Annotated in this window: 2 protein-coding genes; both read left to right on the forward strand. The window is 43.6% G+C overall.

Annotation, left to right across the window (positions count from 1 at the left end; genetic code table 11):
- Positions 1 to 128: 128 nt before the first annotated feature.
- Entirely contained in the window at positions 129 to 7,145 is a 7,017-nt protein-coding gene (locus NSS87_RS14925) for a discoidin domain-containing protein (protein WP_339248168.1), read from the forward strand.
- A gap of 83 nt (positions 7,146 to 7,228) precedes the next feature.
- Positions 7,229 to 20,212, forward strand: coding sequence for a discoidin domain-containing protein (locus tag NSS87_RS14930; RefSeq protein WP_339248170.1), 12,984 nt, complete (start codon positions 7,229 to 7,231; stop codon positions 20,210 to 20,212).
- Positions 20,213 to 20,242 lie beyond the last annotated feature (30 nt).

Below are 20,242 nucleotides of genomic sequence, written 5' to 3' on the forward strand. Positions count from 1 at the left end.
ACATATTTGTAATCGTTTACATTTTATGGAGGAGGTGTTTGGAATCTAAAAAATAGTTTGCAATGTTGATCGGAAGATAGTAAAGAAGTGGTTTCTATGATTATTTTTATGAGAAGGGGGTAATCTGGATGATTACTACAGTTAAACGAAGGTTGACCATGTCTTTTCTTTCTATTTCTTTAGTCGTACCTATGTTTATGGGTTTAACAGGTCAGAAGGTAGAGGCAGCGAATACTACGATTAAATTAGATCCAAACCATATGAAGCAATCTTGGGAGGGGTGGGGAACCTCACTTGCCTGGTTTGGTAATATCACTGGTGGTTGGAACGATAAAGTCAAAAATGCAATGGCTGATGCACTATATTCTCCAGACGGATTGAATTTTAATATTGCTAGATATAATATAGGCGGCGGAGAGAATCCTGCTTACAATACGATGCGCCAAGGAGGGGAAGTACCCGGATTCTCGCCATCACCTGGAGTATTTGATTGGGCGCAAGATGCTAATCAGCGTTGGTGGCTGCAGGCGGCTAAAGAACGAGGTGCCAACATTCTGGAAGCGTTCTCGAACTCTGCTCCGTATTATATGACGGAAAGCGGAAGTACGACTGGTCACTGGGATTCGGGAAAAGACAACTTGAAGCCGGATGAGTACGAGAACTTTGCTAATTATTTGACAGAAGTGGTTAAGCATTTCAAAGATGACTGGAATATTGACTTCAATTATCTATCACCAGTGAATGAACCTAGTACGAGTTACTGGGGATTCGGTGGGGGTCAAGAGGGTTCCCACTGGGATGTTGGTTCTCAAATGAAGATCATAAATACGACACGTGCTAAATTGGATGCAGCAAATCTACAATCTGTACAAATAGCTGCCATGGATGAATCTATTCTGGACACCTTTGTAAGTAACTGGAACTCTTATGATGAGACAACTAAAGCTAATGTTGGTAAAATGAATACCCACTCCTACGGTGGTTCAAAGCGAGCTGAGATCAGAGATGCCGCGAAAGCTGCAGACAAGACGTTGTGGATGTCTGAAGTGGATTTAGGTCCTTCTGGGGTTGCCCACGACCATGATGATTTCGAACCAGCACTAGCATTGGCAGAAAGAATTATGACGGACATTACTTGGCTAGAACCTACGGCGTGGATCACTTGGCAAGCGTTTGAAAGCGAGAAGAATATGCAGAAGGATAAGGAGAACATGAACTGGGGTCTCCTTCATGCAGATTTCGACACGCGAGAATGGTGGTATACGAAGAAGTATTACGCCATGCAGCAATTTAGTAAATTTATTCCACAGGGTGCACGTTTCATAGAGGATACCGACGATAACACGTTGGCCGCTTATGATCCTTCAACTAAAAAAATTCATGTTGTTTATAGAAATCCTAACGTAACCAGTCAAAATATTTCTTTAGATTTGTCACAGTTCGATACAGTCACTGGGGATGCAACGCCTTATGTTTCTTCCGCGACAGAGAATGTCGTACAAAAGGACAAAATTCCTGTTTTGGATAAAATGCTGCAAGCGAAGGTTGGCGCGAAATCTATTACAACTTTCGTAATTGATGGAGCTTCCTTTACAAGCAACTTACTTATTCCTCAGAGCGATATGACGGTAACCGCAAGTAGTGCTCAGTCTGGTGAAGAAGCTGAAAGAACACTGGATGGGAATAATTGGACGAATTGGCACACTTCTTGGGAACCTTATGATGCGGGGCCGCATTCGATTACTTATGATCTTGGAGCGCAATATGATGATGTCAACAAGCTGAGCTATTTGCCTCGGCAAGATAAAGATGAGAACGGTATCGCAACGAAGTTTACCATCGAAGTGAGTTCGGATGGCGATAACTTCACACCGGTTGCGATAGGAACCTGGAAGAACGATAAATCTGAAAAAACTGCAACGTTTTCTTCGCGAAAAGCGAAGTTTGTAAGGTTAAAGGTAGATGAAAGTAATGGGTCTGGAGCGCAGTACGCATCGGCTGCAGAGATAAATATTATGAGAAAGTCCAATTTCACAGTGGATACGACTTTACTCGCTAATGCAATTTCTAGAGCAGAAGACTATATCTCAGCTAATAACGCAAATGTAAATGTATCGGAATTGCAAGATTTGGTGGATGAAGCCAAAGTTGTTCAAAAGAACACTTTAGCAACACAGGAAGAGATCACGCAAATCGTTTACAAACTGAACGTAGAATATAGCGTTTTAGGCCAAGGACTTATCCCACAAAGCCAGATGACGGCAACATCTGACAATTCCGCATCTGAGGATGGGCCGGAGAAAACGATTGATGGCGATATTTGGACTAAATGGCATACTGCATATAACAACGAATATTCAACACTCCCGCATTCCATTACTTATAATCTCGGTAAAGCATATAACGGTATTTACAAACTTCAATATTTGCCACGACAGGATGTGGACTGGAATGGTGTAGTCACTAAGTTCGAAGTTTCTGTAAGTGACGATGGTGATAAATTCACCAAAGTAGTTGCAGAAGGAACTTGGAATGCCGATAAGACAGAGAAATCAGCAACCTTTAATGCGCAGGGTGCTAAATATGTTAGATTTACTGCACTTGAATCGAGAAGCGATGCAGGTAAGCAATATGCATCTGCTGCAGAGATCAATATTTTTAACAAGCAGGGATATAAAGTGGATTTCTCCAGCTTAGACAGCGCAATTCAAGCTGCAGAGAAATTCAAAACAGATTCTGGGAAAGATGAGTCTTACTTCAAGAATCTGAACGCGATCCTTAGTCAAGCAAGTACTCTGCTAAATAGCGCAACAGCGACACAAGAAGAGATCGTGAAATTTGCCAGCCTTATCTTAACTGAAATATCCAATATTCAAAACAGTAATCCAAATATTAAGGGAATGAGCCTTTTCTATACACCAGAAGCCTATCACGCGAATCCTGCTAATCTAATGGTGGATAACGATATTTCTACCTTCTACGAATCTAACTGGGACAAGAACGGACGGAAATACAAATCTGGCGATTATATCGTTATAGATCTGGGAGAGAGCGTTCCTGACGTTGGGAAGGTGCTTGTTACACCAAGACTAGACAAAGCGAATGGCCGCATCAAACAGTTCAAAATCTATTACAGCGATGCGAACCTGAAGGATTTACCTGCTGACGCTGTCGGTACGCAAGCTTATTTGGACGAGAATTTCAAATTTGCAGCAAATGGCTCTTTTGATGACTATAGCACGAGTGTTCAATCCGCAACGTTCAAATCCGTTGAAGCTCGGTATATCGCCATTCAGGCTATATCTACTGGCGGTGACGGTAACACACTCAGCGCTGCAGAAATTGCAGTTAGTCAGAAACAAACAGCGACTTTTGATACTAGTAAACTACAAGCAGCAATTGATCAATTGCGTACGTTGTCAGACATTAGTCCAAAAGTGAAAGCTGCGATAGAAAAGCAAATTACAACGATCGGTGATCTTAGTGATTTAACCGAAGAAAGCATTTCGCAATACACCAGACAGATAAAAGACTTATACAATCTCTATTTGACTGTAAATAACAGAAACTCCATTAAGAGTGGTGAAGTATGGTTAGATACGGAAGGCGTACCGATTCAAGCACATGGCGGAGGCATTCTGTACAACGAGAAGAATAAGACATATTACTGGTACGGTGAAGACAAGACGGAAGGTTATCTTCCTACTGGAGTTCACGCATATTCGTCCAAAGATTTGTACAAATGGCAAAATGAAGGCATCGTATTGCCTGTCTTCAATAACCCTCAACTTGGCGAAGCTGTAGTGCCGGCTGGAAATGACCTGCCATTATATCTGGATGAAAATTCTGAAACGTACAAGAATAGCGGGGTTCCATACGATCCGGATAGGAAAGTAGAAATTAAAAGTAAAGATGAAGATTACACAGGTAACATGAAAGCGCCAAACAATACGCTCAGTAAACATAATTCACCAGCTCGAATCGCTGAGCTAAATGCGCTGTATTCGAATTATTCGAATGAAGAGAAGCAAAAGATGTATAAAGATTTCAACTGGGATAAAGTTGTCGAGCGTCCTAAAGTCGTCTACAACAAGAAGAACAACAATTATGTGATGTGGTGGCATCAAGACGGACCGATTGCTGGCGAATATTGGACAGCAGAAGGTGGTGTTGCTGTAAGCGATTCGCCGACTGGACCATTCAAATATCTCGGCACATCCCGATTGCCAAATGTAGGTGATAAAGGTGGCAATGAAGGAATGCTTCGGGATATGACCTTGTATGTCGATGACGATGGTAATGAAGCAACGGATGACAAAGCCTACTTGGTTTATTCTTCTGAAGAAAACAATACGACCGTGATCATGATGTTGAATGATGATTACACAGGTCCAGCTCAGAATGAGAAGGGTGAAACCTTAGAAGGAACTCACTATGTTAGAGCACATAGCGACCAGAGAGAAGCGCCAGCGATCTTTAAGCAAGATGGTGCCTATTATATGATTACTTCCTGGCTGACTGGTTGGAATCCTAACCGTGCCAAATACCACGTCTCCACTAAGGGTATGCTTGGACCGTGGGAAGATAAAGGCGATCCTATGGTTAACGACTATGATGGTACTACCTTCAGAAGTCAAAGCACATTTGTACTGCCTTATCGGGATGGTAATGGCGCTCTCGTGCCGAATAAATTTATCTTTATGGCCGATCGCTGGTACCCGAATAATTTGAGTGATTCCAGATATGTTTGGCTTCCAATTGAACTCGATAACGAGAATCGCAGAGTTGCGGTAAGTTGGCATGATGAGTGGAAAATCTCCCAACTCAATACCGGTGCGACTATTAACTTCAATAGTAATGGAGGAAGTTCGATTTCTTCCTTGTATGGGGTTGAAGTCGGTACGAAAATTACTGCGCCAACAGAACCGACTCGTGATGGATTTAAATTTGTGAATTGGTATCAAGACGCAGCCTTGAATACAGTATGGGATTTTACTGTTGATACAGTTCCGGCAAATGATATTACTCTCTATGCGAAATGGGAGCCTGTAGCTGCACCAGTGATTACAAATATCATGCCAGTCAATGTAGCTACGGTGATTGGAACTCCACCTGTACTGCCAACAGTTGTAACGGCTGTATACAGCGATGGAACAACCCAAAATAAATCAGTTGTATGGGACGTAATTGATCCTTCACAGTATGCCGAAGCGGGTGTCTTTAGCGTAAGTGGAGCGGTAGACGGCACAGTGATCCCAGCTGTTGCGAATGTGATCGTAAGCGATGATGTTAATAGAGCACAACTTGCCGCACGAATCGCTGATGCACGAGCCATTCATGATTTAGTCGTGGAAGGAACGGCTGTTGGTCAGTATCCAATAGGTTCGAAACAGAAACTGATGGATTCGATCATGGAGGCACAGCAAGTGCTTGACAATGATTCAGCTACACAGTCTGAGTTAGAACAAGCAACAAATGATTTGAATTCAGCAATTCAAGTATTAGAGGCTTCAAAGAATCAACATGTTAAAGTACAGTCTATCTCAATATCGAGCGTTTCGTCGTCCATTGAAGTGAAGAAAGGAACTCTGCAGTTACAAGCGGAAGTTCTACCAGCTGATGCTACGAATAAGTCCGTTACGTGGGCGGTCTATGAAGCAGATGGAAAAACTGTAGCGGATAAAGCAATCATCAATACAAATGGGTTGTTAACGGCTGCGAAGAACGGCGTTGTGAAAGTCGTTGCAACATCCGTTGATAACACCACTGTTTACGGAATAAAAGAGATTATGATAAGCGGTCAAAATGACAGCCCAGAGCCTACTCCAAGCCCAGGAACAAATCCAGGCAACCCAACGACATCAACGAGTCCTACACCTACACCAACGACCCCTCCTACAAAAGAAGATCCACATCGTTATGTTCCAGCAGGAAAAGAACTACAAAGTGAAACTGCACAGAACGGAATAACGAGCCTGACCATTAACATTGATAAGGAAGCTTTAGCGAAGAAGTTAGAAGCTCTTAACAAAACTACAGGAACCCCTAATCTTGACATCGAGATTCCGGGAATGAATTCATGGAATGCAGTCAATTTGCCATTGGATGTCTTGTACAACAGCTTGAAAGCAAATAAGGAAACAATCATAACACTAAGAAGCCATTTAGGCAGTTATGAACTTCCACTTGCCAATCTTAATCGTGAAGAACTTGAGAAAGCAGCTAAAGTTGCGGGTGCAACCTTAATCATTCGAATGGATAATGTGACTTCACAGCATGAGCAGAAGTTTGAACAATCCATAGTAGAAAAAGGAATGAAACGAGTAAGCGACATCATCGCGTACAAAGTCATTCTTAAATCGAATGATAAAGAAGAAGAGCTTCAACGTTTCGGAAATCCGTTTATGACACGTGTCATAAATATGGATGGCGTTATTCAAGATCCATCGACTGCGACCGCTGTTATATTCGATTCGGTTACAGGACAAATGCGTTTCGTACCATCGGTGTTTAATGTGAAGAACGGCAAGACTGAAGTCTCGATCTTCGGACATGAAAATGGTCTATACACCATCGTTCAGAACAAGAAAACATTCGATGATATGATTGGACATTGGGCACAAAAGGATGTTGAAACCTTAGCTTCTAAACTGATCATTAACGGAATGTCGGATCGGACGTTTGCACCAGCAGGCCAAGTTACACGTGCTCAATTTGCGGCACTACTGGTAAGAGGACTGGGGTTATCAACGGAGTCGTTAACGAATGTGTTTGCAGATGTTAATACAACTGCGTGGTATGCACAGGATGTGAACACAGCAGCGAAACTTGGTTTGGTTCAAGGCGTTGGTGAAGGTAAATTTAGTCCGGATTCACGGATTACGAGAGAGCAAATGGTCGTGATGATCATGAACGCTATTCAGCTCGTTCAAGGAGATGATAGAGCAGAAGCTCAATTGCGCACTCCATTTGCCGATCAAGCTAGTATCTCTGGTTACGCTACCCAAGCCGTAACAGAAGCAGCAAGCCAAGGATTAATCAAAGGCAAAACAGAAACAGCTTTTGCTCCGCAAGATGCAGCCACACGTGCTGAGGCAGCGGTGATGATCAAACAAGTTTTGCAATACTTGAAGTTTATGAACTAGATAAATGTTTAAAAATTGTGCTCGGCTCACACTGAACTGTGAACCGAGCACAATGATTATCAACTAGTTATAAGGAGGAGTGAATGATCTTGATTAAAATCAAACCTTTAGCTAAACATTTGACTGTAAGCGCTTTATCATTGAGCTTAATTATTCAGAATCCTATATCAGTTCCCATAGCTAAAGCAGAACCTGTAAGCGCAATCAATAGAATGTCTGATGCTCCGGAGAATAAATTGTCCCTATGGTACCGACAACCGGCGATAAATTGGGAAACTGATGCGCTTCCAATTGGCAATGGCCTTATGGGAGGGATGATCTTCGGTGGCATCGAGCAAGAACGCATTCAGTTAAATGAAAAAACGTTGTGGTCTGGTGGTCCAGGTTCTTCTTTTGTATATACTTGGCCTTCCACGGATGAACCAACAACGTCTAACCCGTATACATTCGGTAATCGCGAGGGTGGTGCAGATCATTTAGAGAGTGTCCGAGCTAAACTCCGCGCGGGGGATATCGATGGTGCTCACAAAGAAGCGGATGAGAATCTTACAGGCTTGAATGAAGGATTAGGAAGTTATCTAACCTTTGGTGACTTGTACCTGGACTTTGAGAAGTCCTCAACAACCAATGTAGAGAATTATCGCCGGGAGCTTGATCTTGAAGACGCGATATCTCGAGTTAAATACACGCTGGATGGAGTAGAGTATACACGAGAATACTTTGTCAGTTATCCAGATAAAGTAATGGTTACTCGCCTGACAGCCAATCAGCCGGGTAAGCTGTCCTTGGATGTACGCCCGACAAGTGCTCAGGGAGGGACCGTCACGGCGAATGGCAACAACATTAATATTAGGGGTAATGTACTAGACAACAATATGCTATATGAAGGTAACTTCCGCGTCCTAAATCAAGGTGGAAATATAACACCAGGTAACGGAATGATCCATGCAGTGAATGTAGATTCGCTAACTATTCTTACGTCATTAGGCACCAACTATGCCAACAGCTATCCAACTTATAGAGGAACTGATCCGCATAATGAGGAAGTGGCGATATTAGATGCCGCTGAGAGTAAATCTTACGAAACATTACTTGAGAATCATAAGAAAGATTATAAGTCATTATTTGATCGTGTGAAATTAGACTTGGGAGAGTCTAAGCCTACGATTCCGACAGACGAGCTCTTAGCCACCTATGCAGGAACGAAAAGTAAAGCACTTGAGGTTTTATTTTATCAATATGGCCGATATTTGTTGATTTCATCTTCTCGTCCCGGTTCACTACCGGCCAACTTACAGGGCGTGTGGAATAATTCTAATAGAGCGCCTTGGAGCAGCGACCATCATTTTAATATCAATATTCAAATGAACTATTGGCCAGCGATGGTAACGAATCTCTCGGAGACGATGACACCACTGATTGATTACATAGATTCGCTTCGTACTCCAGGGCGAGTTTCTTCTGAGAAGTATTATGGCATTTCTGGCGCGTGGTCGGTTGGAGTAGCGAATAATCCATTCGGATATACTGCACCTGGATGGGATTTTGATTGGGGCTGGTCGCCGGCATCCAATGCTTTTATAGCAAATAATATTTGGGAGAGTTATAAATTTTCTGGAGATATTGATCTACTGAAGTCACGAGTTTATCCAATTTTGAAGGAAACGACGCGATTTTGGACCCAGTATTTAGTAGAAGATACGGATGGGACATTGGTATCCACACCATGTTACTCACCAGAGCAAGGTACGATCAGTACAGGATGTGCCTATGATCAACAGCTTGTACAAGATTTATTTACTAACTACTTGGAGGCAAGTACAACATTAGCTGTCGATTCCGATTTTCGTGAGGAAGTACAAAGTAAATTAAATCAGGTGTCTCCAATCAAAATAGGAAAGTACGGTCAAATTCAAGAATGGAAAGAGGACATCGACGATCCCAATAACAAGCATCGGCATTTGTCCCAACTAGTTGCCTTATATCCAGGCAAGCAAATTAACAAAAATACACCTGAGCTTATGGAAGCTGCCAGAGTGTCATTACAGCATCGCGGAGACGAGGGTACCGGGTGGAGCAAAGCTAACAAAATTAACATGTGGGCTCGTGCGCAAGATGGCACACATGCACATACGATTCTAGAGGGTCAGCTTACTGGAAGTACATTAAACAACTTATTCGATACACATCCGCCATTCCAAATCGATGGCAATTTCGGAGCTACGTCCGGCATGTCTGAAATGCTGCTACAAAGTCATTTGGACAATATTGATGTTTTGCCAGCGCTCCCAGCTTCATGGCCGAAAGGAAGTTATTCAGGCTTGGTTGCCCGCGGGGGATTTGAGGTCAGTGTGAATTGGAACCATTCAAGAGCTTCAAATATCAGCGTCAAATCGAATAAAGGTAATCGTGCAGTGATTGCCTATCCAAACATAGCAGGTGCAAGTGTCCTGAATCAGGTTGGACAGAAGGTAAACTATTCTGTAGATAATAACAATCAAATTTCCTTCGACACACAAGTTGGAGACGTTTACTCGATTATTTCAATTCCTCTTCAAGACGGACAAATGTATAAGATGACAATGAAGAACAGCGGTCATTTACTGGACATTGAAGGGGCATCGGAGCAAGAGCAAGCAGCAGTTATTCAAATGCCAGAATCGTTATCTAGCAGTCAGCAGTGGTATTTAGAAAGTGTAAGTGATGGCTACTACAAAATTACTAATAACACGAGTAAAAAAGTGATTGCCGTATTAGATTCGTCAAAGGATGATGGTGCGAAGCTCGTACAGCAAACCTATACATCAGACAAATCATATAATGATGAATGGCTACTCGTAGATAAAGGGAACGGTTATTATCAGTTGGTTAATCGCAATAGCGATAAAGCACTTACGGCATCAGGCAACACAGAGAATGGGGCACAGCTGATCCAAACTTCAATAACAGATTCAGATGAGCAATTATTGAAAATAGATCCTGTAAGAGATTTATATGATCAGCAGAAGTTCAATCTAACGGTTCAACACAGCAATCTTCGTATGGACGTAAATGAAGATTCAAAAGCAGACGGGGCCGCAATCATACAATGGACTGCAGGTTCAGGCTGGAATCAGCAATGGATGTTTATGAAGACAGATCCAGGCTATTACAAAATAATTTCAATGAGCAGTTCAAAAGCATTGGCTGTAGAGAATGCTTCAACAGCAGATGGTGCGGGAATTATTCAAGCCACTTTCATCGGTGATACGAACTACAAAGATGAATGGTCTGTCGTAGATGTAGGTGATGGTTACTTTCAATTGAAAAACCGGGCTAGTGGCAAAGTCATTGAAATGCCCGATAACCGTTTATCAAACGGTGAACAATTCGTGCAAAATAAAGCCGGAACAGGAAATAATCAGAAGTTTGCATTTTCGTTAGATAGAACCGTGAACGACAATGCAACTGGATCAGGAAGTGATCAGTTTGTATACAGTTCAGGTTGGGACTATACTACTTCCGAAGGAGGGGCATTCAGTCGTGACAACCACTACTCTAACAAGGCGGGTTCATACGCACTTTTGCGTTTTACTGGCTCAAAGGTGCAATTGTATGGAGCTAAGAACGATAATCAGGGGATTGTTGCGTTTTCCATCGACGATGGTCCTGAACAACTGGTTGATACTTACGCCTCTTCGCGTTTAGATCAACAGCTTCTTTTTGAAAGCTCGGAGATGTTGAATCAGGAGCATGTGCTCAATATCCGGGTTACAGATCAGAAGAATGCCAATGCAAGTAACACCTTTATTTCAATCGACCGTGCGGATATTCAGTCTCGTGTAGTTAAGGGCGTGAATAAATCCGAGGATTATTATAAACAAACGAAAGAAACAATTAACGGAGTTGACTATAGTGTAATCACCTTGAATTATAAAGGGGAAGACGCAGGGGATGCAGTTAGTGCTGCAATTGAGGCCGCCAAGACGGCACAGAAGCCAGTTATTCTAGACTTCCCGACAGAAACTTACCACTTTAAAGCATCAACCGCCAATCAAGTGCGATATTTTATTTCAAATACATCGACTATTCAGCAGACACCAAGCAGCACTCGAAAAGTAGGTCTTCTATTCAAAGATATCGATGACCTTACCATTCGAGGGAATGGCTCGACCTTGTTGTTCCATGGAGTAATGACACCCATCGTATTTGACCATGCGACCAATATCAAGGTGAACGGAATCAATATTGATTTTAACCGTCCTGTAGTGTCGGAGATGACCGTTACTGAAGTGGGCAATAACTTCATGAAAGCGAGCATACATCAGGACTCATGGTACTCTATTCAGAATAATCAATTAGTATGGTTCGGAGAAGAGAACTGGACTGAGTACGGGACTCAAAATGTACGTGCGGTGCAAGAGTATAATCCCCTCACCAAACAAACCAGGAGAGTAGATAATCCTCTGGACGGCTCAACAAGTGCGAAGGATCTCGGTAAACGCGAGGTGCAATTTAATTTCTCTAAGAGCCCGAATGTGACGGTGGGTAACACCTTCCAACTACGGGATACAGCAAGAAGAGAACAGGGTGCATTGATCTATCGAAGCAAAGATATTGTTTGGTCGGATGTCAATTTCTATGCTGCTCCGGGGCTTGGAATTGTCAGTCAATATAGTGAGAATGTAGCGATCGATAAGATGAGCTTTGCGCCTAAGGCAGGAAGTGGACGGACAAACGCATCGATGGCGGATTTCCTACAAGTTTCGGGAAGCAAAGGCGATATTCAGGTGTTGAACTCCTATTTTGCTGGAGCACAAGATGATGCCATTAATATTCATGGTACACATCTGCAGATTGTACAGATTCCGGCATCCAATCAGGTGAAGGTCCAATTTATGCATCCGGAGAGCTGGGGCTTTGATGCATTTGCCGTCGGGGATACGATGGAGTACATCAATAAATCTACTTTGCTTTCTAAGGAAAGTGCTGTGGTCACCAACGTAACACGTATTAATGATACTCAAATTCTCCTTACTCTAGATAAGACGGTACCTTCGTCGATAACTGAGAATGACTATGTGGTGGAAAATGCTACATGGACACCGAAGGTTACCATTACAAATTCAAAGTTTGAAACGATTCCGACCAGAGGCATCCTCGTGACAACGCGTGGTCCTGTTCGTATCGAGAATAACACCTTTAATGGTATGCAGATGAGTGCGATTCTGATCGCTGATGATGCGAGTAGCTGGTACGAATCTGGCATGGTGAAGGATGTCTTGATCCGCAACAATACGTTTAATAATAACGGGAATGCGGTGATTAGCGTTGAGCCGAGCACGTCTCTGACGAATCCCGATAAGACTGTACACAGTCATATCGTGATTGACGGTAACCAGTTTAATAAACCGGACGGAAACTCTGAGATTTATGCAAAGAGTGTAGACGGCTTTACGTTTACGAACAATACCGCGAATCAGGGTGGTTTTGACCTTGCTTTGGATGCATCCAAGGATGTTACCATAGCGGGAAACAGCTTCAAAGAAAGCGATGTTGATAAAAAAATCAACTTCAATCGCATGATTCCTGGCAAGGACTCCGTGGATGGGGCTCAAGGGTTTGTTGTTACGCGAACGAATGATTATACACCTGACGATTCAGAAGCTATTGAGATTCCGCAAAGTGAAATGACAGCGAAAGCTACCAGTCATCACAGCGGAGAAGAAGCGGGAAATGCCATTGACGGAGATCCCTCAACCATCTGGCATACAGAATGGGAACCTATTGCGGAGTTGCCACAATCGATAACTTTAGATCTTGGGAAACCAAGAATGATATCTAAACTAAGGTACTTGCCAAGACAAAATGGGGCACAAAACGGAAATATTACATCTTATGAGCTATTAACAAGCTTGGACGGAATATCATTTACACGGTTTACAAGCGGAAGCTGGAGTGATGACAGCAATGAGAAAATTGCAACATTCGCTCCGATTACAAGCAGATACCTGAAGCTTACTGCTACTGAAGGTCATGGAGGCTATGCATCTGTGGCAGAGCTCCATGTTAGCAAAGATGCTAGTGACGTAGGGTATCAGGAATTAGTTAAGCTTATAGCGAATGCACAAAGCAAGCATGATGGCGCCGTTGAAGGAAGCAGCATAGGGCAATATCCGGCTGGTTCGAAACAAACGCTACAGGCGGCCATTAAAACAGCACAACAAGTCATTAATAGCACTTCAATCACATCACAGCAGTTACAAAAGGCTTACGATACCTTGAATACCGCGCTACAAACCTTTGAATCGCTCAAAATTAATGATTCGAATGCCAAATCTATCACCATCACAAGCACAACTAACCGGATTAACGTTAAAGGCGGAAGTCTTTCTTTAGGGGCAGTCGTACTCCCGGTTGATCAGCCAGTGACTTGGAGTGTCTTTGAAGTGGATGGCACTGCAACAAATAAAGCGGTAATCAATCCAGCTGGTGTGTTGACGGCTGCGAAGGATGGAAATGTAAAAGTTGTTGCAACGGCGACGAATGATTCTTCTCTCTTCGGTGAAAAAATTATTATCATCACTGGTCAAAATGATGAGAACCCGTCAACTGATCCAACGAACCGTGAGGAATTAAATTTCAACACGGGTTGGTTATTCAAACGTGAAGATGTAAGCGGAGCCCAAGTGGCAAGTTTTGACGATAGCACCTGGGAGGGAGTCAATCTGCCTCATAGCGTGCGTCTGGAGCCAAAGATTAGCGGCGGCTCTAATCAAAGTTACCAAGGCTTTGCAACGTATCGAAGACATTTCACACTCGACAATTCTTACAGCGGCAAGAAGCTATTTATAGAATTCGAAGGTGCGATGATCAACGCTGAAGTGTGGATAAACGGCACTTATCTAGGTGTCCATCACGGAGGCTACACCCCGTTTACATTCGACATCACGAAATATGTTCAATTAGAGGGGGCAACGAACGTCATTACAGTCAAGCTTGATAACAGAGATGACCCACAAACGCCACCTGGCAAGCCGCAAAGCGGTTTGGACTTTCAATATTTCGGCGGACTTTATCGAGATGTTAAACTGCATGTCATGGACAATTTACACGTTTCCGATGCTATATACGCAAATAAGGTGGCGGACGGTGGCATCTTTGTTACTTACCCAGAGGTGAGCAAAGAGGAAGCGACGGTGCAGGTGAAGACAAATATCATCAATGAATACACGAGCGCTAAGAACACCAGTGTAAAAACCACGATTGTAGACAGCAATAATCAAGTGGTTGCCACAATGGTGAGTGATCCACAGAAAATAGGAGCGGGAAGCGATCATACATTTGTCCAATCGACGACGATATCCAAACCACAGCTTTGGCATCCTGACCATCCTAATCTGTATACGGTGTATACCGCTGTGAATGATGGAGCTGCTTATGTTGATAGCTATAAGACCCGTATCGGGATTCGTCACATTCAATTTACACCTGATCAAGGTTTTCTTATCAATGGTGAAAAATTAATGTTAAATGGCGCAAATCGCCACCAAGAGTATTTGTATGTCGGTAATGCAATGCCTAACTCTGGACAGTACAGAGACGCTATGCAGCTTCGAGAAGGCGGTTTCAATAATGTGCGTACGGGTCATTATCCACAGGATCCTGCGTTCCTGGATGCGGCAGACGAGCTTGGATTGACTGTCATCGCCCCAACGCCAGGCTGGCAGTTCTTCGGAGATTCTGTCTTCCAAGAGCGTTCTTATCAAGCCATACGGGATATGGTACGCCGTGATCGAAACCATCCGAGTATTATTATGTGGGAATCCAGCTTGAATGAAACGTTCTACTCGCTTGAGTATGCACAAAACGCTCATAATGCTACCCATGAAGAATATCCAGGAGATCAGACATACACATCTGCAGAATACGGATTCTTCGGAAAAGAAGTTTATGATGTGAACTACAAAGAATTAGATACAGCATTCAAACCACTCTTTACGAGGGAATGGGGAGATGATTGGTCGGAAAGCGCAACAAGTCCTACGGGATATCGATCAGTCCGCAAAGTGGGCGAAACCGACATGCTCAACTCCATCATCATGCGTCAAAAGGCGCTAAATGGTGAAGGATACTTCGACTGGGCGGGCCTCAATGCCAATCCACGTATAGCCGGACATTCAGTTTGGAGCTTTAGCGACAACAACCGGGGTATGGATTCTGACCCGGCATATTCAGGCCTAGTGGATCTGGATCGTTATCCGAAATTTAATTATTATTTCTTCCAAAGTCAGCGTAATCCTGATGTGAAGCTAAGTGGTATCGACTCTGGACCGATGGTTTATATCGCTAATTATTGGACACCATCTTCATCTAGGAATGTTACAGTAACTAGCAATACGCAGCAAATTAAACTTTATTTGAATAATAAACTGATTGATACCCGTAGTCCTGACAGCGGATTAAAGTATGTCGCCCATCCGACATTTACTTTCAACAATGTTCCTTGGTCAGCAGGTACGTTGCGGGCTGATGGACTGATTGACGGTGAGGTCGTCGCTTCTCATACCGTGAATACGCCGGGACAGGCGGATCATTTGGCGGTTGAGTACGATAAGAAGGGGAAGGAACTTGTTGCAGACGGCTCCGATCTGGTAATGGCTTATATTACGGTGCGGGACGCTAACAACAATATAGTTCCGACAAATGATGTTTCAGTTTCTTTAAACTTGAGTGGCCCAGGAGGGCTCATCGGAAATGGTGAGACACGAACCTTTGCCAATCCGGTTGCCGTGGAAGGTGGCGTTGCCGCTGCGCTTGTGAAATCTTCTCTTGTGGATGGCACTTTAAAATTAACGGCCTCAGCGAGCGGATTGCTGTCGGGAAGTGCTGAAATTACCAGTGTTCCAAATCAAAGTATGTTTGTTCCCGGTGGAAGTGATGGAGGAGACAACTGGTTTGAAGGTGAGAATGTTGCCTTAAACAAAACCGTTAGAACAAGCAGCGAGCAAAGCGAAAATCCAGGAACGAACGGAAATGATGGAGATGACACTACTGGATGGACAGCTACAAACAGCAATTCAGATCAATGGTGGGAAGTAGATTTAGGAGAAGCCTATAACATTACGGGATCTGAAATCGTTTGGGCGAATAGTAGCTCCTATAATCAGTACAAAATTGATGTATCCGAAGATCAGGGGAACTGGACGACCATTTTGGATAAAACCAAAAATACGATAGCAACAGCACAGCAGAGGGATAAGCTTGTTGCTAATGCTCGGTATGTACGCGTAACGTTAACGGGTGTGCAAACCGGTCAGGCTAGTTTCAACGAGTTAAAAGTGTTTGGCGTAGCTCCGTTTCAAAATCAGGCGACTCAGCGCCCAGAGTTGGTAAATGTCGCATTGAATAAATCCGTCAGCGCAAGCAGTTCGGTAACTGGCAATGAGCCTATCCATGCAAACGACGGAATCAATGCCACATGGTGGGAGGCTAGTAGCAATGCCCCTGGATGGTGGCAAGTGGACCTAGGTGCCTCCTACAATTTAACAGGCAGCAAAATCCTTTGGGGAAGGGATAACATCTATTACACCTATAGAATAGAGGTTTCCTCCAACGGTAAAGAATGGTTACAAATGGCGGGCCGCTCGGCCTCAGGTCAAGATATGAGACCAGACAACTATACGGCAACTGGGGTTAGATATGTACGGGTATCCGTAGATTCACTAGCAGGGGGCAGTGGAAAAGAGAAACCAGCGATCAAGGAAATTCAAGTCTTTAGTGATCCTCAGAACGTTGCGCTTAATAAGCCCGCTACCGCAGACAGCTATCAAAGCAACAACCCAGAAGCGGCTGGTAACGATGGGAATGAAACGACTCGTTGGAGCGCGGCCGACGGAGATGTCGGACATTGGTACAAGGTAGATTTAGGGGGGATTTACGATTTATCGGGTACTCGAGTGAAGTGGGAAATGGATAATAAAAAGTATGGATATCAAATCGAGGTTTCAGAAGACGATGTAAACTGGGCTTCCGTAGTAGAAAAGTCAAGCTCACAGCAAGTGCAGTTCGACTATTTCAATACGCACGCAAGGTATGTACGAATTCATGTGACGGATATGTCCGATGGTTGGGCAAGTTTTTGGGAATTTGACGTGTACGGCGCAGTTCCGATTGATACGTCGTTGATCCCGCAATCGCAAATGACGGCTACGGCAACGAGTGAAGAGACAAGTGGTGATAATAATGATGCTTCGCAAGCCATCGATGGGAACCCGGCGACAATCTGGCATACGAAGTGGGATTTGTCTAATCCGCTTCCACAGTCGATCACCCTTAATCTTGGGAATACACACGTCATTTCGAAATTAAAGTATTTGCCAAGGCAAAATGGGGCACAAAACGGAAATATTACTTCTTATGAGTTATTAACAAGCTTGGATGGAGTCAACTTCACACCGGTTACTAGCGGACGCTGGGATGATGACAGCACTGAGAAAAACGCAGAATTCACTCCGGTCGCTAGTAGATACCTAAGACTTAATGCTATCGATGGTCATGGTGGATTGGCTTCCGCGGCAGAGCTTAACATCGTGAAGAATGAAATGGATATAGACTATCAAGACCTTGAAGTGCTTATCATGAGTGCACAAAGCATGCACGACAATGCTATTGAAGGGACTGAAGATGGCCAGTATCCAGAAGGTTCAAAACAAACATTGCAAAAAGCCATTGATCAAGCGAAGAAAGTACGCGACAGCTTATCTGTTACGCAGCAGCAATTGCAGCAAGCGGCGAATGACTTAACTGCTGCGTTGCAAGCGATGGAGGAGAGTATCAACAATCATGAGATGGTGCAATCGATCACGATTACAAGTGAATCATCAGTGATTACGACTAAGAACGGAACGCTCCAATTAGGCGCTACCGTACTTCCTACCCATGCTAATAAGTCGGTAACATGGGCTGTGTATGAAGAAGATGGCACAACAGCAACGGACAAAGCGAACATTGATCTCTCCGGTTTGCTGACGGCTGTGAAAGATGGAACCGTGAAGGTGGTCGCCACAGCAACGGATGGCTCTGGTGTTCATGATGAAATGAATATTACCATAAGTGGTCAAACGGACATTATCGATCCAGGCACTGAGCTTGTGAATGTTGAAACGATTAACATCACAAGCTCAGGAAATGTGTCCGCGATTACTGCTAAGAATGGAACTTTGAAACTAGGTGCTACCGTGCTACCTGCTAATGCTACGAATAAGTCAGTAACATGGGCTGTATACGAAGTGGATGGTATAACAGAAACGGATATCGCAACCATTGATGTATCCGGTTTGCTCACGGCTGTGAAAGATGGAACCGTGAAGGTGGTCGCCACAGCAACGGATGGCTCTGGTGTTCATGATGAAATGGTTATAACCATAAGTGGTCAAACGGATATTATCGATCCGGGTACTGAAACAGTGTATGTTGGAACGATTGACATCACTAGTGTGGGTAATGTGTCTACGATTACTGCTAAGAACGGAAGCCTGCAATTAGGCGCTATCGTGCTGCCTGATAATGCTACGAATAAGTCGGTAACATGGGCTGTATTCGAAGCTGATAGCCGAACAGCTACAGATAAAGCGACCATTGATGTTCATGGTTTGCTGACAGCTGCTAAGGATGGCATCGTAAAAGTGGTTGTAACTGCAAATGACGGCTCCGGAGTAATTGGAGAAAAATCCATAACCATTACAGGACAAAGCAATCAATCTGGTAATGAAAACGGAAATGGCAACGGTAACGATAATAGTAATACTAACAACAGCAGTGGAAACACAACTACGCCACAAGTCAAAGAAAATCCGAATCGCTATGAACTGAAAGAAACGGAACTACGGATCTCAACGCAAGACGGCCACACGTCGGTGACGGCGGTCATTGATAGCAAGCGATTGGCACAGAAATTAGCTGATCTCATGGCAGCTAAGGACCGTTCGGTTCTTCATTTTGAAATTCCAGGAGAGCATGACTTGAACGCTGTAGAGTTCCCTCTTCCAATTCTGTACAACAGTATGAAAGGAAGTAGCGAAACTATTTTCACCTTACGAAGTCATTTGGGTTCTTATGACCTTCCGCTTTCCATTCTGAATCGTGAGGATGTGGAGAAGGCTGCTAAAGCTGAGGGTGCTACCTTAGTCATTCGAATCGATAATTTGACTTCACAGCAGGATCAAAAGTTCGAACACTCTAAATTAGAAAAAGGCTTTAAGCGGATAAGTGACATCATCGCATTCAAAGTCATTCTTAAATCGAATGATAAAGAAGAGGAGATCCAACATCTGGGGAATTCTTTTGTGACGCGCGTTATGTATATGAATGGTGTCATTCAAGATCCTTCGACTGCAACCGCAGTTATGATCGATCCGCTTACAGGACAATTGCGATTCGTGCCATCGGTGTTCACTATGAAGAACGGCAAGACTGAAGTCTCAATATTCGGTCAACTAAATGGCATATACACCATCGTTCAGAACAAGAAAACATTCGATGATATGGTTGGACATTGGGCGCAAAAGGATGTTGAGACCTTAGCCTCCAAGCTGATCATTAATGGAATGACGGATCGGACGTTTGCGCCAGCAGGCCAAGTTACACGTGCACAATTTGCGGCATTGTTGGTAAGAGGAATAGGGTTAACTACGGAGTCATTATCGAATGTATTTGCAGACGTTAGTGCCACGGCGTGGTATGCGGAGGACGTGAATATAGCTGCGAAACTCGGGTTGGTTCAAGGCATAGGCGAAGGGAAATTCAGCCCGGATACAATTATTACAAGAGAGCAAATGGTCGTGATGATCATGAACGCTGTTCAGCTCGTTCAAGGAGATCATAGATCAGAAGCTCAATTGCGCACATCATTTGCCGATCAGGACCAAATCTCTGATTATGCTAGCGAAGCGGTAACAGAAGCGGCAGAGAAAGGATTAATAAAAGGGAAAACAGGAACAACTTTTGCACCGCAAGACGTAGCAACACGTGCTGAGGCAGCGTTGATGATTAAACAGATTTTGCAATATTTGAAGTTTATGAATTAAGTAATATTAAATAGGCTCGGTTCAAACGAT

Origin of the sequence: Paenibacillus sp. FSL F4-0243, from assembly GCF_037963295.1 — a bacterium.
In the GTDB taxonomy this organism is placed as follows: domain Bacteria; phylum Bacillota; class Bacilli; order Paenibacillales; family Paenibacillaceae; genus Paenibacillus_AQ.